Origin of the sequence: Amycolatopsis sp. NBC_00355 (assembly GCF_036104975.1) — a bacterium.
Classification (GTDB): domain Bacteria; phylum Actinomycetota; class Actinomycetes; order Mycobacteriales; family Pseudonocardiaceae; genus Amycolatopsis.
In genome coordinates, this window is sequence record NZ_CP107982.1 from 4033445 (window position 1) to 4055570 (window position 22126).

Genomic DNA, 22126 nt, shown 5'->3' on the forward strand with positions numbered 1-22126 from the left:
ACGTGTGTTATGCACACATCAAGTCCGGGTGACGGTGGCCCCGCCCTGTTCCGGCTGGTCCGGCACTGGGCCCGCCAGCAGGCACCGGACGTCGTCCAGCGCTTCGCCGCCGACGCGCCGCCGACCTGGACGGCGTCGAACCTCTTCGTCATCCAGGCGATCGACGGCGCCGCGAGCGGCGAGGTGACGGTCGCGGACGTGGCCCGCCAACTGGGCGTCGACCGCTCGGTGGCCAGCCGGATGGTCGGCGAAGCCGCGCGAGACGGCTTCGTGGCGCGCGCGACGTCGACCCGCGACGCGCGACGCGCCGTCCTGACCCTCACCGACACCGCGACGGCGTTCCTCGAGACGTCGCGGGCCTACCAGCGTCAGGCGTTCGAGGCGCTGGTAGGCCACTGGCCGCAGGAGGATCGCGAACGCTTCGCCGGCTACCTGGGCCGGCTCGCGGGCGAGGTCCTCGGTTAGCCCATCGCGTTGAGCGCTTCCCAAGCGCACCAAGCCCTCGTGACGCCGAACTGCGCGAGGAACCGCACCGCGGCGCGGACGTCTTCCGGCGTCGCGCCGCCCCGCCGCGCGCGCCCGACGTGGATGCGGAACGTCTCGGCGAGGGTCTGGTAGTGGACGTCGACACTCAAGCTGACCAGGCCGCGCTCGCGTTCGGTGAGCGTGCCCGGGCCGTGCCCCGTCCGCATCCGTGACTGCAGGTCGAAGTACTCCGCGAAGTGCGGGTCCAGCTCCCCCAGCCGGGCGCGCACGGCGTCCGGGAGCGGGCTCGGCGCGGCGTCCGGACCGGTCGAGACCAGCTCGTCGGCCAGGAGGTCGACCTCCGGACGCGGGATACCCAGCTCGGTTTCGAGCTCGGCGATCCGTTCGACACCCGCGGACGCCGCGTGGTAACCGCAGTCGTACGAGACGAACCGCAGCAGCTCGCGAAGGTCCGAAGTGGACACTCCGGCGGCGATCCCGGCCCGCACGTGCGCGGTGAACGCCAGGCCGAGGCTGCCCTGGCAGACGTCAGCCGTGACGGCCAGGAAGGTCTTCTCACGGTCGGTCAGCTCCGGGACCGCCCGGAGGAACCGCGCGGAGGCGCCGACCAGCTGCGCGAAGGCGGGGTCGAGCGCGGCCAGCCGGTCGAGGCTCGCCGGGGTGACGGTGGTGGTCAAGGTGCTGCTCCCTCAGTAGCTGGACGACCGTAGCGCTACAGCTGTAGTGCGAATGACGCTACACCTGTAGCGCAATAGGTGTCCAGCTACACTGGGACGACCATGAACGAGACTTCCCGCCGCCGTCCCAACGTCCGCGGCCAGGGCGAACTGCTCCGCGAAGAGATCGTCACGGCCGCCGTCGGGATGCTCGACGAGCTGGCCGACGACGAGGCGCTCTCGCTACGGGCCGTCGCACGTGAGGTGTCGATCGCGGCGACGTCGGTGTACCTGCACTTCCCGGACCGTGACGCGCTGGTCCTGGCCGCCATGCAGCGCTGCCACGAAGAACTCGTGCGGACCGGCGACGACGCCTACGCGGCGGCCCCGGACCCGGCGGCCGGGTTGCGCGCGCGGATCCTGGCGCAGGCCGGGTGGGCGCAGGCGCACCCCGGGCTCTACAAGGTGCTGCACGAGAGCAAGGTCCACCGGCGGCTCGGGATGCCGTTCAAGGGCGTCATGGTCGCCCGCACGACCGACGCGATCCGCCGCTGCATGGAGGCCGGCCTGGCGCCCGCGGACGACCCGGCGATCGTCGCCATCGACCTGCGCACCGCCGTCAACGGCATGCTGGCGCAACGGATCAACGAGCCCGACCTGCCGTGGCCGCCCGCGGTCGAGCAGATCGACCGGTTCCTCACGAAGCTCGTCGGCCTGGCTTGTGTTCCGTGACGAGACGGTCTTGGGTGGACCGGTATGAGCCAGGACTTCCTGGCGGTGACCCCGCGGATGGTGGTGCGCGACCTCCGCATCGGCGGCTCGCGCGTGCTGGTCTCCGCCGAGGGTGAGCGGGAGCTGTTCCCCGCGTTCCGCTACATCCACGTGGCCGACGCGGACGCGACGTACCGCCGCGCCCTCGACTGCGGCGCGACGAGCCTGGAGGAACCGGCGAACACCCCGTACGGCGACCGCCGCGCGATGGTCCGCGACCCGTTCGGCAACATCTTCCAGATCGCCCACGCCCGTGGCTGAGCGGTTCCCCCGCCTCCACCAAGTAGTCCTCGACACCACCGATCCCCGCGGGATGGCGGAGTTCTACCGGCGGTTGCTGGGATTCACCTACCGCCCGGGCGACGATCAGGACTGGCTGGTGCTCCGCGACGCGGAGGGTGTCCCGCGCCTGGCGTTCCAGCGGGTCGGCGAGCTGCCACCCCCGACGTGGCCGGCCGGGCCGCGCCCGCAGATGCTGCACCTGGACCTGACGGTGCAGACGCGCGCGGACCTGGACGAACAGCACGCGCGGGCTTTGGCTCTGGGGGCCCGGTTGCTGGCGGACCACGCGGAGGACCCGGAGGAGCCCCTGCGGGTCTACGCGGACCCGGCGGGCCACCCGTTCTGCGTCTTCGTGGCTTGATCCCCGCCGGGGCTACTCCCCGGTGCTGCCGTCCACCGATTCGCGGATGAGGTCGGCGTGGCCGTTGTGGCGGCTGTACTCCTCGATCATGTGGACCAGGATCCAGCGCAGGTTCGGCCTGAGCCCGTCCGGCCAGGCCCGGTCGGCCGGCTGGGAAAGGTCGCCGCCCTCCATGGCCTTCGCGAACAACTCGCGGGAGCGCGCGACGGTCCCCTCCCACAGCTCGCGCAGCTGCTCAGGGCTGTCCTCGGCGGCGGAATCCCAGTCCCAGTCCGGGGTCGCCGTCCAATCGACCGAGTTCCACGGCTCCGCCCGCTCGTTGCCGAACAGGACGCGGGAGAACCAGTGGTCCTCCACGTACGCCAGGTGCTTGAGCATCCCGCCGAGGGTCATCGTGGACGAGCCCACGGTCGCGCGCAGGCCCGCCGCGTCCAGGCCCGCGCACTTCCAGGTCAAGGTCGCGCGGTGGTACTCCAGGAACCCCAGCAGGGTCCCGGCTTCGTCGGCGTCGACCGGCGGTTCGGGCCGGCCCTGTTCGTCCACGATGGTCATGAGCGGGCACTCTACCGATTTTGTCGGTGGGCTCCAGTAGGTTTCCGGGCATGGCTGAATTCGTACTCGTGGCAGGCGCGTGGCTCGGTTCGTGGGCGTGGGGCGAGGTGGTCCCGGAACTCACCGCGGCGGGGCACGGCGCCCACACCGTGACGCTGTCCGGCGTCGCCGAGAAGCGCGCGCTGCCCGCCGGGCAGCAGACGCACGTGCAGGACATCGTCGACGTCGTGGAGGGCGCGGACCTGCGCGACGTCGTGGTGGTGGGGCACAGCTACTCGGGCATCCCGGTGGGCCAGGCCGCCGAGCGGATCGGCGACCGGCTGGCGCGCGTGGTGTTCGTGGACTCGAACGTGCCGGCCGACGGCGAGTCGTTCACGTCCGCCTGGTCCGAAGCCCGGGTGGCGGCGCTCACCGAGCGTGGCTTCTGGCCCCCGCTGACCGCGGAAGACTATGCGGACCAAGGACTTTCCGACGACGAGATCGCCCGCATAGTCGGCGGCTCGACCCCGCACCCGGCCGCCTCCCTCACCGAACCGGCCGTCCTCACCCGCCCCCTGGGCGAGCTCCGGGCGACCTACGTCAAGTGCCTTCTCGACGGCGACACCCCGAGTCCGGACGTCGCCGAGCTGCTCAAGAGCGACCGCTGGAACCTGGTGGAGCTGAACACCGGCCACTGGCCGATGTTCTCGCAGCCGAAGGAACTCGCGACGATCCTGCTGGAGGCGGCGTGAGCGATCAGATCGCCGGCGGATGATCCGGCTTTACGTTTCGCTGGAACGGGTTTTCGCCGGCGCGCAGCGGGAAGCCGGCGCTGGTGGTGCGGCCGACCTCGGGTTGAGCTCGCGCTGTAGGCCAGTGACGTCCTGGCTGCGGGCGGGCGCGACCTTGAGCCAGTGCGGCCGCGGACGCCAGGGGCAGCTCTGATCGGCCGCGGGGCTCGGCCTTGGACCACTGCAGTCGCGCTGCCGGCCGGCGTGGGACTCTCGCCGCCGGCGAGCGCTCGATCCCGGGCCAGAGCAGTCGCACCTTCGGCCAGCGATCGGCCCTGGCCGCCGACGGGTGGTCGATCGTAGGCCGGACGAGTCGCGCTGTCGACCGACGGGCAACTTTGGCCACGGGCAAGAAGTCCTCGTGGCGACGCGACCCGTAAGCGGTCTCACCGCCGGCCAACCGGCGGGTGAGGAGCGGCGCTGCCGCCTGACATGCGAGCGGCACCGGACGACCGGCGGCTCGGCTCGGCTCGGCTCGGCTCGGCTCGGCTCGGCTCGGCTCGGCTCGGCTCGGCTCGGCTCGGCTCGGCTCGGCTCGGCTCGGCTCGGCTCGGCTCGGCTCGGCTCGGCTCGGCTCGGCTCGGCTCGGCTCGGCTCGGCTCGGCTCGGCTCGGCTCGGCTCGGCTCGGCTCGGCTCGGCTCGGCTCGGCTCGGCTCGGCTCGGCTCGGCTCGGCTCGGCTCGGCTCGGCTCGGCTCGGCTCGGCTCGGCTCGGCTCGGCTCGGCTCGGCTCGGAAGGCTATGCCGTCAGCGCGCGGACGTCCCAGATCCACACCCCGCCGACGAACTCCGCCGGCTTGCGGAGCAACAGCTCCACAGTGGACTTGAGCGCTTCCTGGTTCTGGCGCGGGCCGACCACCAGGACGTCGGCGTTCCACTTGCGCAGGTCGGCCAGGGCCTGGGTGCGGTCCGCCTCGGTGACGTCCGCCGTCTGGCCCGTGCGCTCGACCTCGGCGAACAGGTCCGACGTCGGGAGCGGGACGGCGCCGTAGCGGCCGCTGCGGTCCTCCGCGGACGTCGGGCCGACGAAGTAACCCTCGGGCATCGGGTAGCCGAGGCCCGCGTCCACCTGCCAGTGCAACGGTTCCGCCTCCCCGGTGCTCGGCAGCGGCACCGGCACGAGCGAGCCGCCGGGGGCGATGTACTGGCGCCAGATTCCGTCGGCGAAGAACGGCGGGGACAGCGGACGCTCGTGCGTCACCAGCTCCGTTGGCGCGATCGGCAGCAGCACCGCCACCACCGCGCCGACCCACACGAGGCGGAACGGGAAGCGCTGCTCGCCGTCCGTGGCGAGAGCGTGCTCGGCCGCGGCCGTCCACACGCGGTGCGTCGCGATCGCCAGGAGACCGCCGACCACCGGGATGCAGCCCATCGCGAGCCGGGATTCGAGCAGCGAGTCCAGCAAGGGCAGCTGTCCCAGCCACTTCCACAGCCCGGGGATGCCGGTGTCCTGGTGCGCCACCGTGATCTCGACACCCAGGGAAAGGAACGCCATCACGTACATGGTGATCGCGAGCGCGCGCGCCACGACGTCGCGCCACAGCCAGATCGTCAGCACCACCATGAGCACGATCAGCGGCCAGCCGAAGAACGCGTTCTCCTCGGTGCGGTTCATCGAGACGTCCGCGGCCGACTCCGGCCAGCCGGCGATCGACTGCGTCGCGAACCGGGTGAACGCCGCGGTGTCGTTGCCCGCCGGGCCGTGCAGCAGCGAATGGAAGCTCTGCGGCCCGAAGAACTGCCAGTACAACGGGAAACCCGCGATCAGCAGCGCGACGACGGCGCCGATGCCGACGCCCTTGGCCAGCGGCGCCAGCATGCCGCGGATCTCGGCGCGGCGCGGGATCAGGTAGGCGATCACGAACACCAGGAAGGTGAGCCCGAAGATCGCCAGCGGCTCCTCGCCGAGCAGGATCTGCCACGCGACGAGCAGGCCGAGCACGACGCCGTTGCGCACCGGGCGTTCGTTGTGCGCGATCTGGATCGCCTTCAAAGCGATGAACGGCAGCACGAACAGCACGACGAAGTTGGGGTGCGCGTTGCCGTGCGAGATCATCGGCGGCGCGAACCCGCAGAACGCGGCGCCGATCGCGGCCGCCGCGCGGTTGGGCACCAGGTGCCGGGAGAACACCCAGTACCAGCCGATCGCGGTGCCGGCCAGCCCGGCGGTCAGCACGATCGCCCAGGTCAGCGTGGCGCCGAAGGTCAGCGTGATCGGGGCGAGCGGGACGTTCAGGCCGAACATCGCCGCGTTCGCCGCCATGTTGACGCCGTACGGGTAGTTCTGCAGATCCGTGGTGAACGGGTTCTGGAAGTGCAGGACGGACTTCGCGACGACCGTCGAGTACCACTCCCACTGGCTCTGGTCCGACGCGCCGTTCCACAGGTAGCCGCGCTTGAGGTCGAACCACAGCCCGTTGTAGAGCAGGATCGTGAACAGCAGGAACCCGCCCATGATCGCGGAGTCCTGCCACGCCCAGCGTTTCGGGCTTTCGGGTGGGGCTTCGGAAGCGGGCGGAACGAGCTCGGGAATGGCTTCGGACTTCAAGCTCACGGCTCGACCACCCTGGCGAAGAAGTAGAGGGCCCCGGTGCCGGCGTGCCGGACCAGCAGCAGGAACGGACGGTCCACCGTCACGGCGACGGGGTCGGACGTGATCATCGAGGTGAGGCGCATGGTCAGTGCCGTCGCCGCGGCCCCTTCGAAGCCTTGTTCGTCAACCCGCAGCACGGCCTGGTGCAGCACCTCGGACACGGTGAGCCGCGGGTCCGGGGAGAGCCCGCTCAGGTCGGCGGCGCCGGTGAACATCGTGCGCACGCCCAGGCCGCGCAGCACGCCGGTCAGCGAGCTGGGCACGTCGAGCGAGATCTTGGGGAGCGCCAGCTCGACGCGCGTCGAACGGATCTTGCCGAGCAGGCCGGTCAGCGCCGCTTCGTCGAGCGACGCCTCCGCCTCGGCGAGGTCGCCGTCGGGCAGCAGCACCACGGCCTGCAGCCCGCCCGCCGCGACCAGCTGCACGGCCTGCCAGCCGCCGGTGTGCGCGTAGCCGACGTTCTCCCCGAGCCACATCGTCGGCACGTCCCGGGTGCCCGACGGCGCGTGGAAGGGCGCGTCGCCGGTGTTGGCCTCGCGGAACGGCAGCTTCCACGCGGACTTCAGGTACAGCGCGTTGACCAGCACGGCCGCGATCCCGGTGTCGATCGAACCCGGCGGCAGCAGCTGCGGGATCAGGCCGTGCGTGGTGCGGCCGACGTCCTCGTTGATCAGCGCGCGGGCGCGTTCGGGATCTTCTTCGAACGGCGCGCTCTCGACGTTCGCCCCGGGCCACCCGGCCAGCTCGGTCTTGAAGCCGTCTTCGAGCGGGAGGCTGTCCGCGGCCCACAGCGTGTTGGCGACGGCGATCTCGGGTGGTTCGGCGCCCCGCCCCTCTTCGACGAGCTCGGTGGCGTCCCGCAGCAGCGCGCTCTGCGCCGCCGGATCGCCGAGCAGCGCGACCAGCTCCTCGCGGGTGGCACCCCGGGCGGCGAACGCGGCCAACGTCAGCGCGCTGGCCACCGAATACGGCGAGAAACAGGAGTTCCCGCCCTCGGCGCCGAGGGCCCCATGGACGGCGAGGGCGAACCGGAGGTGGCTGTCCGTGGCCATGCGGGCGAGACTACCGGAACCCGTCACCCGCCCGGGCGGCCACGCGCAACTCCGCCCACCGGTGACGAATCCGGCAGCGGCCACCCCATGCTCGAAGAGCCGGCCCGTGTGATCAAAGGGTTGACACGCGTGATCGGGAGGTCGACACGCGTGATTCGAGGGTCGACACGGTGAGGAGCGGGCCCCCGCGCCTGTGTCGACCCTTCAATCACGAGTGTCGGCGCGGCAATCTCAGGTGCTGGCGCTTCCATCACGCCAGATCCGGGCTAGTGGTGCCGGGTCACGTGCCAGGAATGCCACACGTGTGCCTGCGCGTCGGTCAGCGACGCCACCTGGTCGACGACCACGCGCAGCAGGGCCGCGTCGTCCCTCGCCGCCTTCCACGCCGGGACGAACAGGGGGTCCAGCGACTCCGGGGCCCGCCGCGCCAGGGCGTGCACCAGCTCGCCCAGCAGCTCGCGCTGGCCCTCCTGCATCGCCAGCCGGCGCCGGTCGCTCATCACGTAGCGCAGGGCCAGCGCCTTGAGCAGGGCCACTTCGGCGGCGACCTGCTCGGGCACGGCGAGCCGGGCCCGGTAGCGGCCGAGCGGGCCTTCGCCGAACTCCGCCCGGGTGCCGGTGACCGCCGCTGTCGCGAATCGGCCGACGAGCTCGCTGGTCAGCCGCTTCAGCGCGACCTGGGTGCCGGGTGAGCCGTCCGGCGCCGCCTCGGCCAGGGCCGCGACCACCGGCAGCGCCAGCAGTTCTTCGGCCGCGGACTCCAATGTGGACACCGACTGGCCGGAGAAGTGCTTGGCCGCGGCCTCGGCGACGGCGGCGCGCTCGTCCGGGTACGCCAGCACCCGCAGCCGGATCCGGCCGGCCAGCACGCCGTCCTCGACGTCGTGGACCGAGTACGCGACGTCGTCGGCCCAGTCCATGATCTGGGCCTCCAGGCAGGTCTCCCCCGCCGGCGCGCCGTCACGGAACCAGGCGAACACCTCGGCGTCGTCGGCGTACACGCCGTACTTCCGCCGGCCGGGCTTGCGCGGCCAGGGGTACTTCGTGGTCGCGTCGAGGCAGGCGCGGGTCAGGTTGAGCCCGGCCGTGGCGCCGTGCTCGTCGACCAGCTTCGGTTCCAGCCGGGTCAGGATGCGCAACGTCTGCGCGTTGCCCTCGAACCCGCCGCACGCGGCGGCCACCTCGTCGAGCGCGCGTTCGCCGTTGTGCCCGAACGGCGGGTGCCCGATGTCGTGCGCCAGCCCGGCGGTGTCCACCAGATCCGGGTCGGCGCCCAGCTCCTCGGCGATGCCGCGGCCGATCTGGGCGACCTCCAGGGAGTGTGTCAGCCGGGTGCGCGGCACGCCGGTGACCTCGGCGCCCTCCCCCGGCCCGACCACCTGGGTCTTGCCGGCGAGCCGCCGCAGCGCCGCCGAGTGCAGCACGCGGGCGCGGTCGCGGGAGAACGCGCTGCGCCCGTCCGCGCGCGCCCCGGCCAGGGCCGCGCCCTTCGCCGCCTCCGGCCGGAGGCGGGCCGTGTCGTGCTCGCTGTAACCGTGGTCCACCCGGCCAGCTTAAGCGCGGGGTCCGACAAAACGCTCAGCCCGTGAAATCAGCCCAGGAAGGTGGCGAAGAGATCGTCGGCCGGGGTCTTCGTCAGCCGGTAGTACAGCAGCGCGCCGGTCTCGCGGACGATGTAGCGGACCTGCGTGACGCGCTCCTGGACGATCGGCCCGCTGTGCGTCGGCGCGGTCCAGGCGTCCAGGCCCAGGTCATCGGCCATGGTGCGGGCGCGGAAGGAATGCCACGGGTCGCTCACCAGCACGGCCGTGTGCCAGTCGCGCGCCTCGACCTGCTCGGCGACCGCGCGCAGGCTGCGCAGCGTGTCGCTGCCCTCCCCGACGGCCAGCGTCGCCGCCGCCGGCACGCCGCGGCGGGTCAGCCACAGCTGACCGGCCCGGGCCTCGGTGAAGTTGTCCTCGGCCTTCTTGCCGCCCGCCGTGACGATCGTCTTCGCGACGCCCGCGTCGTAGAGCTGCTTCGCCTTGATCAGCCGCGCGGCGTAGATGTCCGACGGCTTGCCGTTGTACTGGGCCGCGCCCAGCACCACGATGACGTCGGCCTGCGTCCGGTCGTTCTCGCGGGCGACCTCCCAGATCCGGAACGCGGTGCCGCCGACGAGGGCGAGCAGCATCAGGACCGTGCCGAACGCGATCCGGCGTGCCCAGCTCGCGCGCGACGGTTTGGTGCGTTCAGCGGTACCCACCCCGCCCATCTTGTCAGAAGGTCACCGGCCGCTCACAGCCAGCCGCGCTCCTCGGCGACGCGGACCGCTTCCGCGCGGGTCCGGGCGCCGGTCTTGCCGATCGCGGCGGAGAGGTGGTTGCGGACGGTCCCTTCCGACAGGTGCAGCGCGCGGGCGACGTCGGCGACCGTGCTGCCGTCCTTGGCCTCCCGCAGCACGTCCCGCTCGCGCCCGGTCAGCGGGCTGGCGCCGGTGGCCAGGGACTCCGCGGCGAGCGCCGGGTCCACCACCCGGAGTCCACTGTGGACTCGCCGGACGGCTTCGACGAGCTGCTCGGGCGGCGCGTCCTTGACGACGAACCCGGCCGCGCCCGCGGCCATCGCGCGGGCCAGGTACCCGGGCCGGCCGAACGTGGTGCAGATGATCACCCGGCACGACGGCAGCGCGGCCCGCAGGTCGGCCGCCGCCTCCAGGCCGTCCTTGCCCGGCATCTGGACGTCCAGCAGCGCGACGTCGGGCTTCAGTTCGCGAGCGGCGGCGACCACCTCGTCGCCGGAGCCGACCTGCCCGACCACCTCGATGTCGGATTCGAGGCCTAGCACGGTGGCCAGCGCCCCGCGCACCATGGCCTGGTCGTCGGCCAGCAGCACCCGGATCAAGCGAGTCCTCCCGCGGGTTCGGCGCGCACCGCCGGGGCGGCCGCGCGCGGTTCGGGCTGCGGAATCTCCGCCCGCACCGTCAATCCTCCCCCGGGGCGGACCGACGCGCGCACGGTGCCCCCCACCGCGGCGAGCCGCTCGGTCAGCCCGCGCAGGCCGTTGCCCGGGACGACCTCGGCGGCCGTGCCGTCGTCCTCGATCTCCAGCCAGTTGCCGCCCAGCTTCACCTTCACCTGCTTGGCGCCGGAGTGGCGCAGCACGTTCGTCACGGCCTCGCGCAGCACGTACCCGAAGGTGTTCTGGAACTCGGGGCGGACGTTGTCGACGGCGTGCGGCAGGTCGGCGTCGATCTCCGCGGCCCGCAGCGCCGCGCGGGCGCCGACCAGCTCCGCCGAGAGCGACACCTCGCGGTACTCCGACACGGTGGCACGGACGTCGGACAGCGCGCTGCGGGTGAGGCTCTCGACCTCGCGGATCTCCTCGACCGCGCGCGGGATGTCGCCCGCGCTCTCCAGCACCCGCCGGGCCAGCCCCGCCTTCACGGTGATCGTGGTGAGGCTGTGGCCGAGCAGGTCGTGCAGGTCGCGGGCGACGCGCTGGCGTTCGTTCGTCACGGCGAGCGTGGCGATCTCCTTGTTGGCCAGCTCCAGGCGCCGGATGGCGCGGATCAGGTTGGCCATGAAGAACATCGCCAGCGTCACCGAGCCGACCGTGATCAGGTCGCCGTAGCCGTCCTGGAACCGGCCGCTCGCCAGCAGGATCAGCGCGCCGAGCAGCAGCGCGACGACGTCCACGATCACCGACCACGCGGCCGGGGCGAGGAACACCATCACCGCCGTGCCGTAGAGCAGGATGAACGGGCTCGCCTCGATCGCCGCCACCACGCCGAGCCCCAGCGCGACCATCACGATCCCGAAGCCCAGCTTCAGCGGGCGCGCCTGGCGGAAGAAGTACGGGAACAGCAGGTAGCAGGCGGCGTAGGCGTAGACCAGGATCCAGATGAGCACGAGCTCCACGGTCACGACGGTCTCGGCCAGCAGCGACTTCGTGATGGGGATGAGGAACGGCAGCAGGAAGACCGCGCCCATGATCGGCCAGCGCACGCTGTCGGGCCCCTGGTTCTTCGGGTCGGGCAGCGGGTCGTCCCACCACCCTTCCCGGGTGTTGAGCCCGAACCGGCGGTTCGTGTCGTCGTTCGCCATCGCCGTTCCTTCTCCCGTCCCCGGCCCTCAGACCCGGGCGCTGTCCTTACGGTAACGCCTGATCACCAGGGCTCCCAGCACGACCGTCCACCCCGCGAGCACGCCCACGGCCTGCGGGAACGACACCACCATGTCGGTGGTCACGGCGGGCCGCGCCAGCTGCAGCACCCAGTACGTCGGCATGAGCTGGGCGACGTCGTGCATCCAGCCCGGCATGCTCTCGATCGGGATCCACAGCCCGCCGAGGAAGCCCATGCCCAGCGTGACGATCATGTTGACCGGCTGCATCGAGTCGGGCGTGCCGAACTGGCCGAGCAGCAGCCCGAGCAGCACCAGCGGGATCGTGCCGAGCCAGACGCCGGCGAAGATTCGCACCCAGCCCGCCGCGTCGAGGTGCACGCCCTCGACGGCCACGGCGAGCACCGGCACGAGGATCAGCGCGGGCAGCCCGACGAGCAGGCCGGAGATGCCTTTGCCGGCCAGGTAACCGGTGCCGGTCAGCGGGGTCAGGCGCAGCTGCCGCTGCCAGCCCGCGGCCCGCTCCAGCGCGAGCCGGGCGCCGCTGTTGGTCGCGGCGGCGAACGCTCCGAACGTCATCATGTTGATCATGATAACGGCGGCGATCTGCACGTGGTCCGGGTCGGAGGACTTGGTGAAGACGTTGGCCTGCAACAGGAACATCAGCACCGGGAACGCGACGACGAAGATCAGGAACCGCGGCGCCCGGAAGTTCCGGCGGATCTCGGTGACCAGGTAGGTGGCGTTCATCGGACGGACTCCGCGGTTTCGTCGGCGGTCAGGGAAAGGAAGGCGCCTTCGAGGCCGACGGCGCTGATCTCGATGTCGTACACCGAAGGCACCGCGGCCTTCAGAGCCCAGAGCGTCGCGTCGGAGTCGCCGGTGGAGATGGCGACGCGGTCGCCGCGCAGCTCGAACTCCTTGACGCCGGGCAGGGCCGCGATCACGGCTTCGGTGGCGCCCGGGACGGCGGCGCGCAGGCTGCGGCCCCCGGCCAGCGCGCGGACCTCGGCGACCGAACCGTCGGCGACGATCCGGCCGCGGCGCATCAGCACCACCCGGTCGGCGAACTCCTCGGCCTCTTCGAGGTAGTGCGTGGCGAACACGACCGTGCGGCCGGACTCGGTGAACGAGTACATCGACTGCCAGAACTCCCGGCGCGTGCCGACGTCCATCGCCGCGGTCGGCTCGTCGAGGATCAGCAGGTCGGGGTTGCTGACCAGGGCGACGGCGAAGCGCACGCGCTGCTTCTGCCCGCCCGAAAGCTTGTTCGCGCGGCGGCCGGCCAGCTCTTCGACGCCCGCGGCGCGCAGCGCCTCGGCGACCGGCATCGGCTTGCGGTGCAGCGCCGCGACCATGCCGACGGTCTCGGCGACGGTCAGGTCGTCCATCAGCGCGCCGCCCTGCAGCATCGCGCCGATCAGACCGGCCCGGACGGCGTCGATCGGCTTCCGGCCGAAGACGCGCACTTCGCCGCTGTCCGGCGTGCTGAGGCCGAGGATCATGTCGACGGTGGTGGACTTGCCCGCGCCGTTGGGGCCGAGCAGGGCGACGACCTCGCCCGGGGCGATGGTCAGGTCGACGCCGTCGACCGCGTGGACGTCGCCGTAGTGCTTCCGCAGGCCGGTGAGGTGGATCGCGGCCCCCGCCGCCACCGCCTGGATGTCTGTTTCTCGCATGCCCCCAGGCTGCCGCCTCGCGGGGCGCCGTCCCCGGATCGTGCGTCACGACCTGGGGGTGACAGGTGTCAGGGGTGCGCGGTCCCCCGGAAAGCCGTAAGGGGCACCTTCATGGCTTTTACGGCCATGAAGGTGCCCCTCACGTACTTCGCGAAGCGGGTCAGCAGCCGAGCAGGCGGCCGGCCAGGTAGGACTCGAGCTTGTCGATCGCGACGCGCTCCTGGGCCATGGTGTCGCGCTCGCGCACGGTCACGGCCTGGTCTTCCAGCGAGTCGAAGTCGACCGTGACGCAGTACGGCGTGCCGATCTCGTCCTGGCGCCGGTAGCGGCGGCCGATCGCCTGGGCGTCGTCGAAGTCGACGTTCCAGTGCTTGCGCAGCCGGGCGGCGACGTCCTTCGCCTTCGGGGTCAGGTCGGCGTTGCGCGACAGCGGCAGCACCGCGACCTTGAACGGCGAGAGCCGCGGGTCGAGCTTGAGCACGATCCGCTTCTCGACGCCGCCCTTGGCGGTCGGCGCCTCTTCCTCGTGGTACGCGTCGACCAGGAACGCCATCATCGAGCGGCCGACACCCGCCGCCGGCTCGATCACGAACGGCCGGTAGCGCTGGCCGGACGCCTGGTCGAAGAACGACAGGTCCACACCCGAGTGGTTCGAGTGCGTGGTCAGGTCGAAGTCGGTGCGGTTGGCGATGCCCTCGAGCTCGCCCCACTCCTGCCCGGCGTTGAACGCGAACCGGTACTCGATGTCGACCGTGCGCTTCGCGTAGTGCGAGAGCTTTTCCTTCGGGTGCTCGAAGTGGCGCAGGTTCTCGGGCTTGATGCCGAGGTCCTTGTACCACTCCGTGCGCTGGTCGATCCAGTACTGGTGCCAGGTCTCGTCCTCGCCCGGCTCGACGAAGAACTCCATCTCCATCTGCTCGAACTCACGCGTCCGGAAGATGAAGTTGCCCGGCGTGATCTCGTTGCGGAACGACTTGCCGATCTGGCCGATGCCGAACGGCGGCTTCTTCCGCGACGTCGTCTGCACGTTGAGGAAGTTGACGAAGATGCCCTGCGCCGTCTCCGGACGGAGGTAGTGCAGGCCCTCTTCGGACTCCACCGGGCCGAGGTGCGTCTTCAGCATCATGTTGAAGTCGCGCGGCTCGGTGTACTTCCCGCGCGTGCCGCAGTTCGGGCACGGCACGTCGGACAGGTCGTCCTCCGACGTCTCCTTGCCGGTGCGCGCCGAGTACTCCTCGGCGAGCTGGTCGGCGCGGAACCGCTTGTGGCACGAGAGGCACTCGATCAGCGGGTCGGTGAACACGTTGACGTGCCCCGACGCGACCCACACCTGACGCGGCAGGATCACCGAGGAGTCGAGGCCGACGACGTCGTCGCGGCCCTGGACCACGGTCTTCCACCACTGGCGCTTGATGTTGTCCTTGAGCTCGACCCCGAGCGGCCCGTAGTCCCACGCCGAGCGGGTACCGCCGTAGATCTCTCCGCTGGGGAAGACGAAACCACGGCGTTTGCACAGGCTGACTACGGTCTCAATGGTGTTCGTGGGCACTCCACGCTCCGGAAGCATGCGGGGACGGTTATCGGACTAGAACGTCAAGGGTATCCGCCGGGCCCACCGGGTTTCCGCGCAGGTGAGCCTCGTCAGGGCCGGGAGACCAGTGACGCCGTCACCACCCGGTTGTCCTCGTAGCCCTCGGTGCCGCCGACGTACTCGCCGCCGCAGGTCACCAGGAGCAGCTTGTGCGGGCCGTCCGGGGAGAACAGCTGCTCCGACCGCCCGGCCAGCTCGGACTTGTGGACGGTCTCGGTCGCGTCGACCCGGTACACCCAGGCGCCGCCCGCGGCGTCGGTCAGCTTGACGTCCTGACCCTGCTTGACCTGCCAGAGCTCGTCGAACGGGCCCTTCTTCCCCTTCCAGTTCACGTGCCCGGACAGCAGTGCGACGCCGTGGTCGGCGCCCAGCTTCGCGCCCCACCACGCGGCTTCGCCGAGGCCTTCGGGGATCTTGAGCGCGCCGTTCGCGTCCAGGTCCTCCTGGACGAGCTTCGCGGCGCCGCCGCCGGGCAGCGACAGCTGCGCGGGCGCCTGTCCGGTGTCCTGCGGGGTGCCCTGCGCGGCCGTGGCGGGCGCCGTCGGAACGGGCGGGTTCGCGCCGTTCGCGCCGTTCGCGCTGGCAGGTTCATCCTTTCCGGTGAACACGAGCAGGGACGCGACGATCGCCGCGATCACGAACGCGCCGGCCACGCCGACGATCCACCAGCGGCCGGGGCCCTTCTTCCGCTCTCCGGTCGCCGGGTTCTGCTCCTGCATGCGCCTGTGCTCCTTCGCTCCGTGGCCAGTGCACAGACACACATGCCGCGGCGGGCGGAGGAGGTTGCACCGATCTCGGTCAGCCGGTGGGGCGGGTCACCAGGGTCGCGGTCACCAGGCGGTTCTCGTCGTAGCCCTCGGTGCCGCCGACGTAGTCGCCGCCGCAGGTCACCAGCACCAGCCGGTGCGGGCCGTCCTGGCCGAACCAGCGGGCGGCCTGCGCGGGCAGCGTCTCCTTGGGCAGCGTGACGACGTCGTCGACGCGGTAGACCCACCGGCCGCCGCGCGCGTCGACGACGCTGACGTTCTCGCCGTCCCGCATCCGCCAGAGCTCGTCGAACGGGCCGCGCCGCCCTTCCCAGTTCACGTGCCCGGACAGCAGGGCCGCGCCGTGGTCGGCGCCCAGCTTCGCGCCCCACCAGGCGGCGTCGCCGAGGCCGCGCGGGATCGGCAGCACGCCGGTGTCGGTGAGCTCGGTGCGGACCAGCCGGGCGGTGGCGCCGTCGGGCAGCCGGACCGTGCCCGGACGCTGCTGCTCGGCCGACGAGCTGTCGGCGGGCAGCACGGCCGGGGCGGCGTTCTCCCCCGGCAGCGAGCCGGGCGCGGGCGCGGCGATCGACGTCGGCTCGGGTGGCAGCCAGGTCAGCACGACGACCCCGGCCGCGAAGGCGGCGACGGCCAGCGCCCCCGAGACGGCGGCCAGCCCGGTGCGCAGCACCTAGTCCGTCCCGGACTTGCGCCGCCTGCCCAGCAGCAGGGCGACGCTCCCGAAGAACACGCCGCCGAAGAGCAGGCCGATGCCGAGCGGGATGCGCGAGAGGTCGCTGCCGGTGTCCGGCGCGGCCGCGCCGAGGTAGCCGGCCGGGACCTGCGTCGGCACGGCGGGCTGCGTCGCGCTCGTCCCGCCGCCCGTGGTGCCGGAGGCCTTCGCCACGAAGCCCTTCGGGACCGAGCAGCTGACCCCGCCGAGCACGATGTTCGTCTGGACGTCCTGCAGCGCGGCGCCCGCCGCGTCCTTGACGTGGGTGGTGATCTCGACGCGCCAGCCGGCGACGGCGGTGTAATCGCCCCCGCGCCAGCCGTCCTGGCGGATCAGCTGGTCGAACGCGGCGACGCGGGTCAGCTTGAGGTCCGAGAGCGTGGTGTCCTTGCTCGCGTTCGTGATGTCGCCGGGCGGGCCCAGGCGCAGGTTCTGCAGCTGCAGGCCGGCGTTGCCGCCGGGCATCGGGACGATGCCGAGCGAGCCGCCGGCCTGGCGCACCCACAGCCGGGCCACCGAGGAGGTGCCGGTGAGCTTCGCCGGGGCGGCGCAGTCGACGGCGGTCTTGGCGCCTTCCAGGACGAGCACGGTGTCGTCGACCGGCTTGGCGCCGCCCTGCCAGGTGTCGCGCAGCGCGTAGTTGGTCTCGGCGACGGCGGTGGGCACGGTGGTCGCCTGCAGCGCGGCGACGACGTTGTGGTCCCGGCTGGCGACCCCGGCGGGGTACGGGTCCTGCGACCCGCTGTAGCGGCCGAGGTCGATCGCGTAGTGCCCGCCGAACGTGGCGCGCTCGCCGTCGTCCTTGGGCACGGTGACCCGGTCGGTGCCGAGCTTCGACTGGCCCGGCAGCAGGGGCGAGCGCTGGGTCTCGGTGATCAGCGCGCCGCCGTGCTGGCCTTCGCCGCCGATCCGGACCGAAGCCACGTTCGCGAACGAGACCGGGCCGGTCTTCTCGTCGACCGCCTGGTTCTGCGCCCCGGCCACACCCACTCCGACCAGCGGGAACAGGACGGCCGTCACGGCGGCTGCCTTTGTTGCGAATCGGGCCATGTCTCCCCACTGCGTCTGCTCGGGCGGGTCGTCAGCGTACGAGAAGCGACGAAACGCTCCGCGACAACCTTGCACCGTCGGCCACGACATGCGAAGCCGAAGAGCCAATATCCCACGAACTCACCCGAATGGGGTAATGCGTCCTGCCGTACCCCGCAGGGCGTGGTGACAAGACGGGGCCCGTCCGGGGGAACACTAGGATGGGCCGGGCCGTTATCGGCAATGACTACGGAAATCATGGTCCGGACGGCGACGACGTGGAGGCTCTGATGGCGACGGTGACGGGCAGTGGCGTCGCGGACGAGGCCGGATCGCACACCCACGAGCCCGAACGGGACCGGGTGGCGCCGTCCAGGCACCCGTCGACGGCGGTCCTGGCCGACGCCGGCGACCTGCTGCGGGCCCTGGCCGCACCGGTCCGGATCGCGATCGTGCTGCAGCTGCGCGAGGCCGACCGGTGCGTGCACGAGCTGGTGGACGCCCTCGACGTCGCGCAGCCGCTGATCAGCCAGCACCTGCGGGTGCTGAAGACCGCCGGCGTGGTGCAGGGCGAGCGTCGCGGCCGCGAAGTGGTCTACCGGCTCGCCGACGACCACCTGGCCCACATCGTCGTCGACGCCGTCGCCCACGTGCAGGAAGGAAAGTGATGACTCCCGTCGCGCCACGCGGCCAGGCCCCGGTGCCCGGGCGCCGATCGACCAGGCAGCGGGCCGCGGTCGTCGAGCTGCTGAGCGCCGTCGACGACTTCCGCTCCGCCCAGGACCTGCACGACGAGCTGCGCAAACGCGGCGACGGCATCGGCCTGACGACGGTGTACCGCACCCTGCAGTCCCTGTCCGAGGCCGGCGAGATCGACGTCCTGCGCACCGACTCGGGCGAGGCGATCTACCGCCGCTGTTCGGCGCACCACCACCATCACCTGGTCTGCCGCCTGTGCGGCCGCACGGTGGAGGTCGAGGGCCCGGCGGTCGAGCGCTGGGCCGAGAAGATCGCGGCGGAGCACGGCTTCTCGGAGATCTCCCACACGGTCGAGATCACCGGCACCTGCGGGCAGCACTAGCCGCCCGGGCCGTCAGGAGCCGTCTGGACGCGAAGACCGCGGGCGAGGCTTGCTCCGGCAGTGCCCAGGCGGTGTCCTGTAAGCCAACGGAGCCCGAGGACGATCGCGGCGATGGCGAGTTCGGCCTGGTAGTAGGCAGCCCGTCTGGCATAGCGGGTGGCCCGGTCACGGAACTGTTTGAGCGGGTTGAAGCTGTCCACAACCGTAGTCGTCGTGCGCAGTTTTCCAGGGCCGACGCGTTCGGCAGGTCACGCCAGGGAGCGCCGGTGCGGAGTTTCCAGAGGATCGCGTTGATCACCTGACGGTGATCACGCCACCGCCGCCCACCGCAGCGGGGGCAGCGGCGGTTCGATCACTGCCCACGCCCGGTCTGTCGGTTCTCCTCGGCCAACCACCGCGCCCGATCACCAGACACCCAGGTCAACCACGTACAGGACACGCCCTAGTACTCATAGGGATCCTTCGGGGTCGGGACGGTCGCGACCGAGGCCGCGGTGAAGTCCGGTGTGTAACTGTTGGCCTGGGTCGCGGTGCCCGGGACGACCTGGCCCGTCACCTGGATCCACGCGTCGCTGGCGTACCGGGCCGCGTCGGTGCCGGTGAGGTGGACCGTCACCGGGAACGCGTCCGCCGCGCAGCAGCTGATCACCAAGCGGGCCAGCAGGACCCGGCCCTCGGCGTGCACGACGAACCCGGTCAGCGAAACGGTGCGGCCGTCGAGGGTGCCCGCCTTGTCCCACCCCGCGCGGCTGACGAACTCGTTGACCGGCAAGGGAACGACGTTCCCCGCCGGCAACGGCGGGAAGGCCGCCGCGTTGGCCGCGGCCGCGCTCGCCGGGGCCCGCGCTTCGGTGCGGATCACCGAGTCGGCGCCCAGTGCGGGTGGCGCGACCAGGAAGACGGCCAGCACGGGGACCAGCAGCAGCCAGGCGGGCCGGGCCGAGTGCGCGTGCCCGTCCTCGTGGTCGTGGTGGTGGTCGTGGTCATGGCCGTCGTCGTGGCCGGCCGTTTCGGGCGCTTTCGCCCGCGCGGCCAGCAGATCCCGCACGACGGCGACCGCGCCGAGCAGCACCATGACGGCCCCGCCGGCGATGATCCACGGCTGCTGCGCGGGTTTGACGTAGCGCAGGTAGTCGCCGTTGACGGCGATCTTGACGAGCGCGCCGCCGAGCAGGATCAGCAGGATGTTCTGGGTCTCCCGTTTCACGCCAGCCCCACCACCAGTCCGGTCACCACCGCGCAGGCGGCCGCCACCACGAACGTCACCGGGGCGAAGCGCACCGCGAACGCCCTGCCGAACGTGCCCGCCTGCAAGGCGAACAGCTTGACGTCGACCGCCGGGCCGACGACCAGGAACACCAGCTTCGGCAGCATCGGCAACGCCGTCAGGGAGGCCGCCACGAACGCGTCCGCCTCGCTGCACAGCGCCAGGACCACCGCGAGCACCGCCATCACCACGATGCCCAGCACCAGCTGGTCCCCCAGCACGCCGAACCACTTCGCCGGGACCAGCACGTTCAGCGCCGACGAGATCAGCGCGCCCAGCACCAGGAACCCGCCGGCCTCGACCAGGTCCGTGCGGGCCGTCTCGGCGAACACGCGCCACCGTTGCCCGCCCGCGACGTCCGGGAGGCGGCGCAACGCGCGCTCGGTGATCCACTCGAGTTTGCCCCAGCGGGCCCACAGCCAGCCCATCACCATCGCCGTGGCCAGTGAGCCGGCGAACCGGGCCAGCACCATCTCCGGCTTGCCGGGGAACGCGACCGCGGTGGCCACCAGCACCACCGGGTTCACCGCCGGCGCGGCCAGCAGGAAGGTCAGCGCCGCGGCCGGGGCCACGCCTTGGCCCATCAACCTCCGCGCCACCGGCACGGACGCGCACTCGCAGCCCGGCAGCGCGACCCCGGCGAGCCCGGCGACGCCGACCGCCGCCCCGGCCCGCCGCGGCAGCACCTTCTCCAGCACGCGGGCGGGCACGAACGCGGCGATCGCCCCGCTGATCAGCACGCCCAGCACGAGGAACGGCAGCGCCTGCACGCACACCGCGACGAACACGGTCGAGCCGGTGCGCAGCGCGGGCACGTCGAACAGCCGCTGCAGCCAGCCCTGGCCGAGGATCGCGACCAGCAGGACCGCGCACAGCACTTCGACCGAGCTGACCCGGAACCGGCGGGTGCGCCGGCCGGGCTCGGTGGAAGTTTCGGAAAGGGTGTCCACGACGGCGATGATGCCAGGACGCCGGGACATCAGATGATCCGCACAGGCCGCGAACGGCCGGATACCGTCCGTTTCGGACCGGAAACCACCGTTCGCGGCGAAAATCGCTATTCCGCCGGCAGGATCCCCGGCAGGTCGGTCCGCAGCTGCGACGCCGTCGACACCACGAGCATCAGCAACGTCCCCAGCGCCGCGGCGTCGAGGCCCGCGGCCGGGAAGGCGTACCGCAGCGTGACGTCGAAGCCGTTGTCGGAGTGCCCGACGCCGAGGGTGCCGAACAGTCCCTGGCCGGCCCGCTCGGCGACGGCGATCGACAGCTCCGGCGCGTCCGCCAGGTCCCAGCCGACCACGCAGGTCAGGGTCAGCACGGTGAGGCCCTCGCCGAGGCGGGTCGCCTGGATGACGCACGGGACGTCGCCGTGGGCGAACGTCAGCGCGCCGTCGTCGTCGACGTGGACCTCGAGGTAGCGCTCGAGGGCGTCCTTGGCGCTGGTCAGCAGTTCCGCGGTCTCGGCCGCTTCGGTCGAGCTCACGACGTGGCCCCCGACGCCTGGTCCACCGCAGCCTGCTCGACAGCGGCCTGGTCCACGGCCGCACCGAACCGGCGGTCCCGCTTGGCGAACTCGAGGCAGGCCCGCCACAGGTGGGTCCGGTCGAAGTCCGGGAACAGCGTGTCCTGGTAGACCATCTCGGCGTAGGCCGACTGCCACAGCAGGAAGTTCGACGTCCGCTGCTCGCCCGAAGGCCGCAGGAACAGGTCCACGTCCGGCATGTCCGGCTGGTACAGGTACTTGCCGATGGTCTTCTCGGTGACCTTGTCCGGGTTCAGCTTGCCGTCGGCGACATCCCGCGCGATCCGCTGCATGGCGTCGCCCAGCTCGGCGCGGCCGCCGTAGTTGACGCACATCGTCATGTTCAGCGCCGTGTTGTGCTTGGTCTTCTCCTCGGCCGCCTGCAGCTCGTTGATCACCGACGCCCACAGCTTCGGCCGGCGTCCGGCCCAGCGGATGCGGACGCCGATCGAGCCGAGGTAGTCGACCTGGCGGCGGATCGTGTCGCGGTTGAAGCCCATCAGGAACCGCACCTCTTCGGGGCTGCGCTTCCAGTTCTCCGTCGAGAACGCGTACACCGAGAGCCACTTGACGCCGATCTCGACCGCGCCGGCGGCGACGTCGATCATCACCGCCTCACCGCGCTTGTGGCCTTCGATCCGCGGCAGGCCGCGCTGGTTGGCCCAGCGGCCGTTGCCGTCCATGACCAGCGCGACGTGCTTCGGGACCAGCTCACGCGGGATTTCCGGGGGCACCGCGCCGGACGGGTGTGGATCCGGGGCCCGCAGCTCGGATCGCGACGCCTTGTTCTCGCGTCCCCTGCGCAACACGGCGGGCCTCCCTGGATGGGTGAAAATCGATCAGGCCCGACCCT

Annotated in this window: 25 protein-coding genes and 1 pseudogene; 7 read left to right on the top strand and 19 right to left on the bottom strand. The window is 71.8% G+C overall.

All coding sequences use genetic code 11. The features are described 5' to 3' along the window. Nucleotides 1–9: 9 nt before the first annotated feature. Nucleotides 10–465 carry a MarR family winged helix-turn-helix transcriptional regulator gene (locus OHS18_RS17635; RefSeq protein WP_328451243.1) on the top strand — a complete coding sequence of 152 codons (456 nt, stop codon included), beginning with the start codon at nucleotides 10–12 and terminating at the stop codon, nucleotides 463–465. Here OHS18_RS17635 and OHS18_RS17640 read toward each other — a convergent pair. Further along, complete coding sequence (locus tag OHS18_RS17640; RefSeq protein ID WP_328617783.1) at nucleotides 462–1163, bottom strand: carboxymuconolactone decarboxylase family protein; 702 nt, start codon at nucleotides 1161–1163, stop codon at nucleotides 462–464. The two genes, OHS18_RS17635 and OHS18_RS17640, sit on opposite strands and share 4 nt — an antisense overlap. Nucleotides 1164–1265: 102 nt before the next feature. On the opposite strand from OHS18_RS17640, the gene OHS18_RS17645 reads away from it, so the two are divergent. The 3 genes from OHS18_RS17645 to OHS18_RS17655 are packed head-to-tail and all read left to right on the top strand — an operon-like array spanning nucleotide 1266 to nucleotide 2556. Further along, on the top strand, nucleotides 1266–1874 hold the full coding sequence (locus OHS18_RS17645) for a TetR/AcrR family transcriptional regulator (protein WP_328617784.1): 609 nt from the start codon (nucleotides 1266–1268) through the stop codon (nucleotides 1872–1874). Between the two features lie 24 nt (nucleotides 1875–1898). Further along, nucleotides 1899–2174 carry a VOC family protein gene (locus OHS18_RS17650; protein ID WP_328617785.1) on the top strand — a complete coding sequence of 92 codons (276 nt, stop codon included), beginning with the start codon at nucleotides 1899–1901 and terminating at the stop codon, nucleotides 2172–2174. Then, the gene (locus tag OHS18_RS17655; RefSeq protein WP_328617786.1) at nucleotides 2167–2556 is read left to right on the top strand and encodes a VOC family protein; all 390 of its coding nucleotides are present in this window, start codon (nucleotides 2167–2169) and stop codon (nucleotides 2554–2556) included. Before OHS18_RS17650 ends, OHS18_RS17655 begins: the two co-directional genes overlap by 8 nt. A gap of 12 nt (nucleotides 2557–2568) precedes the next feature. Here the strand turns inward: OHS18_RS17655 and OHS18_RS17660 are convergent, their stop codons facing one another. Next, nucleotides 2569–3108 carry a DinB family protein gene (locus OHS18_RS17660; protein WP_328617787.1) on the bottom strand — a complete coding sequence of 180 codons (540 nt, stop codon included), beginning with the start codon at nucleotides 3106–3108 and terminating at the stop codon, nucleotides 2569–2571. Nucleotides 3109–3158: 50 nt separating this feature from the next. Between OHS18_RS17660 and OHS18_RS17665 the strand changes: the two genes are divergently transcribed. After that, the gene (locus OHS18_RS17665; RefSeq protein ID WP_328617788.1) at nucleotides 3159–3839 is read left to right on the top strand and encodes an alpha/beta fold hydrolase; all 681 of its coding nucleotides are present in this window, start codon (nucleotides 3159–3161) and stop codon (nucleotides 3837–3839) included. Between the two features lie 777 nt (nucleotides 3840–4616). Here the strand turns inward: OHS18_RS17665 and OHS18_RS17670 are convergent. From OHS18_RS17670 to OHS18_RS17725, 12 genes are all read right to left on the bottom strand, one after another. Continuing rightward, a complete protein-coding gene (locus OHS18_RS17670; protein WP_442875420.1) occupies nucleotides 4617–6332 on the bottom strand; it encodes a glycosyl transferase in 1716 nt (571 codons plus the stop codon). A gap of 95 nt (nucleotides 6333–6427) precedes the next feature. Beyond that, nucleotides 6428–7522 carry a serpin family protein gene (locus OHS18_RS17675; RefSeq protein ID WP_328617790.1) on the bottom strand — a complete coding sequence of 365 codons (1095 nt, stop codon included), beginning with the start codon at nucleotides 7520–7522 and terminating at the stop codon, nucleotides 6428–6430. Between the two features lie 266 nt (nucleotides 7523–7788). Continuing rightward, complete coding sequence (locus OHS18_RS17680; RefSeq protein WP_328617791.1) at nucleotides 7789–9066, bottom strand: deoxyguanosinetriphosphate triphosphohydrolase; 1278 nt, start codon at nucleotides 9064–9066, stop codon at nucleotides 7789–7791. A gap of 47 nt (nucleotides 9067–9113) precedes the next feature. Beyond that, complete coding sequence (locus tag OHS18_RS17685) at nucleotides 9114–9767, bottom strand: YdcF family protein (RefSeq protein ID WP_328451224.1); 654 nt, start codon at nucleotides 9765–9767, stop codon at nucleotides 9114–9116. A 32-nt stretch (nucleotides 9768–9799) separates the two neighbouring features. After that, nucleotides 9800–10405 carry a response regulator transcription factor gene (locus OHS18_RS17690; protein WP_328617792.1) on the bottom strand — a complete coding sequence of 202 codons (606 nt, stop codon included), beginning with the start codon at nucleotides 10403–10405 and terminating at the stop codon, nucleotides 9800–9802. Continuing rightward, a complete protein-coding gene (locus OHS18_RS17695; RefSeq protein ID WP_328617793.1) occupies nucleotides 10402–11607 on the bottom strand; it encodes a sensor histidine kinase in 1206 nt (401 codons plus the stop codon). Before OHS18_RS17695 ends, OHS18_RS17690 begins: the two co-directional genes overlap by 4 nt. Before the next feature lie 27 nt (nucleotides 11608–11634). Next, nucleotides 11635–12375 carry an ABC transporter permease gene (locus OHS18_RS17700; protein WP_326943261.1) on the bottom strand — a complete coding sequence of 247 codons (741 nt, stop codon included), beginning with the start codon at nucleotides 12373–12375 and terminating at the stop codon, nucleotides 11635–11637. Then, on the bottom strand, nucleotides 12372–13304 hold the full coding sequence (locus tag OHS18_RS17705) for an ABC transporter ATP-binding protein (protein ID WP_328617794.1): 933 nt from the start codon (nucleotides 13302–13304) through the stop codon (nucleotides 12372–12374). Before OHS18_RS17705 ends, OHS18_RS17700 begins: the two co-directional genes overlap by 4 nt. Before the next feature lie 160 nt (nucleotides 13305–13464). Then, entirely contained in the window at nucleotides 13465–14853 is a 1389-nt protein-coding gene (locus OHS18_RS17710; RefSeq protein WP_328451213.1) for a glycine--tRNA ligase, read from the bottom strand. 92 nt (nucleotides 14854–14945) lie between these two features. Then, on the bottom strand, nucleotides 14946–15614 hold the full coding sequence (locus OHS18_RS17715) for a class F sortase (RefSeq protein ID WP_328617795.1): 669 nt from the start codon (nucleotides 15612–15614) through the stop codon (nucleotides 14946–14948). 79 nt (nucleotides 15615–15693) lie between these two features. Continuing rightward, on the bottom strand, nucleotides 15694–16332 hold the full coding sequence (locus OHS18_RS17720; protein ID WP_328451209.1) for a class F sortase: 639 nt from the start codon (nucleotides 16330–16332) through the stop codon (nucleotides 15694–15696). Then, the gene (locus tag OHS18_RS17725; RefSeq protein WP_328617796.1) at nucleotides 16333–17424 is read right to left on the bottom strand and encodes a hypothetical protein; all 1092 of its coding nucleotides are present in this window, start codon (nucleotides 17422–17424) and stop codon (nucleotides 16333–16335) included. Nucleotides 17425–17693: 269 nt separating this feature from the next. Here OHS18_RS17725 and OHS18_RS17730 point away from each other — a divergent pair, with 269 nt between their 5' ends. Further along, nucleotides 17694–18071: an ArsR/SmtB family transcription factor gene (locus OHS18_RS17730; protein WP_328451205.1), complete on the top strand. Its 378-nt coding sequence runs from the start codon at nucleotides 17694–17696 to the stop codon at nucleotides 18069–18071. Beyond that, the gene (locus tag OHS18_RS17735; RefSeq protein ID WP_328451203.1) at nucleotides 18071–18484 is read left to right on the top strand and encodes a Fur family transcriptional regulator; all 414 of its coding nucleotides are present in this window, start codon (nucleotides 18071–18073) and stop codon (nucleotides 18482–18484) included. The genes OHS18_RS17730 and OHS18_RS17735 overlap by 1 nt, the downstream gene beginning before the upstream one ends. Before the next feature lie 204 nt (nucleotides 18485–18688). Here the strand turns inward: OHS18_RS17735 and OHS18_RS17740 are convergent. The 5 genes and pseudogenes from OHS18_RS17740 to OHS18_RS17760 form a co-directional block, all read right to left on the bottom strand. Then, nucleotides 18689–18879 (bottom strand): annotated as a pseudogene (locus OHS18_RS17740) (transposase); the annotation flags it as partial. 47 nt (nucleotides 18880–18926) lie between these two features. After that, the gene (locus tag OHS18_RS17745; protein WP_328617797.1) at nucleotides 18927–19691 is read right to left on the bottom strand and encodes a TIGR03943 family putative permease subunit; all 765 of its coding nucleotides are present in this window, start codon (nucleotides 19689–19691) and stop codon (nucleotides 18927–18929) included. After that, entirely contained in the window at nucleotides 19688–20731 is a 1044-nt protein-coding gene (locus tag OHS18_RS17750; protein ID WP_328617798.1) for a permease, read from the bottom strand. The genes OHS18_RS17745 and OHS18_RS17750 overlap by 4 nt, the downstream gene beginning before the upstream one ends. A gap of 77 nt (nucleotides 20732–20808) precedes the next feature. Then, on the bottom strand, nucleotides 20809–21234 hold the full coding sequence (locus OHS18_RS17755; protein WP_328617799.1) for a YbjN domain-containing protein: 426 nt from the start codon (nucleotides 21232–21234) through the stop codon (nucleotides 20809–20811). Next, nucleotides 21231–22082 carry an isoprenyl transferase gene (locus OHS18_RS17760; protein ID WP_328617800.1) on the bottom strand — a complete coding sequence of 284 codons (852 nt, stop codon included), beginning with the start codon at nucleotides 22080–22082 and terminating at the stop codon, nucleotides 21231–21233. Before OHS18_RS17760 ends, OHS18_RS17755 begins: the two co-directional genes overlap by 4 nt. Nucleotides 22083–22126 lie beyond the last annotated feature (44 nt).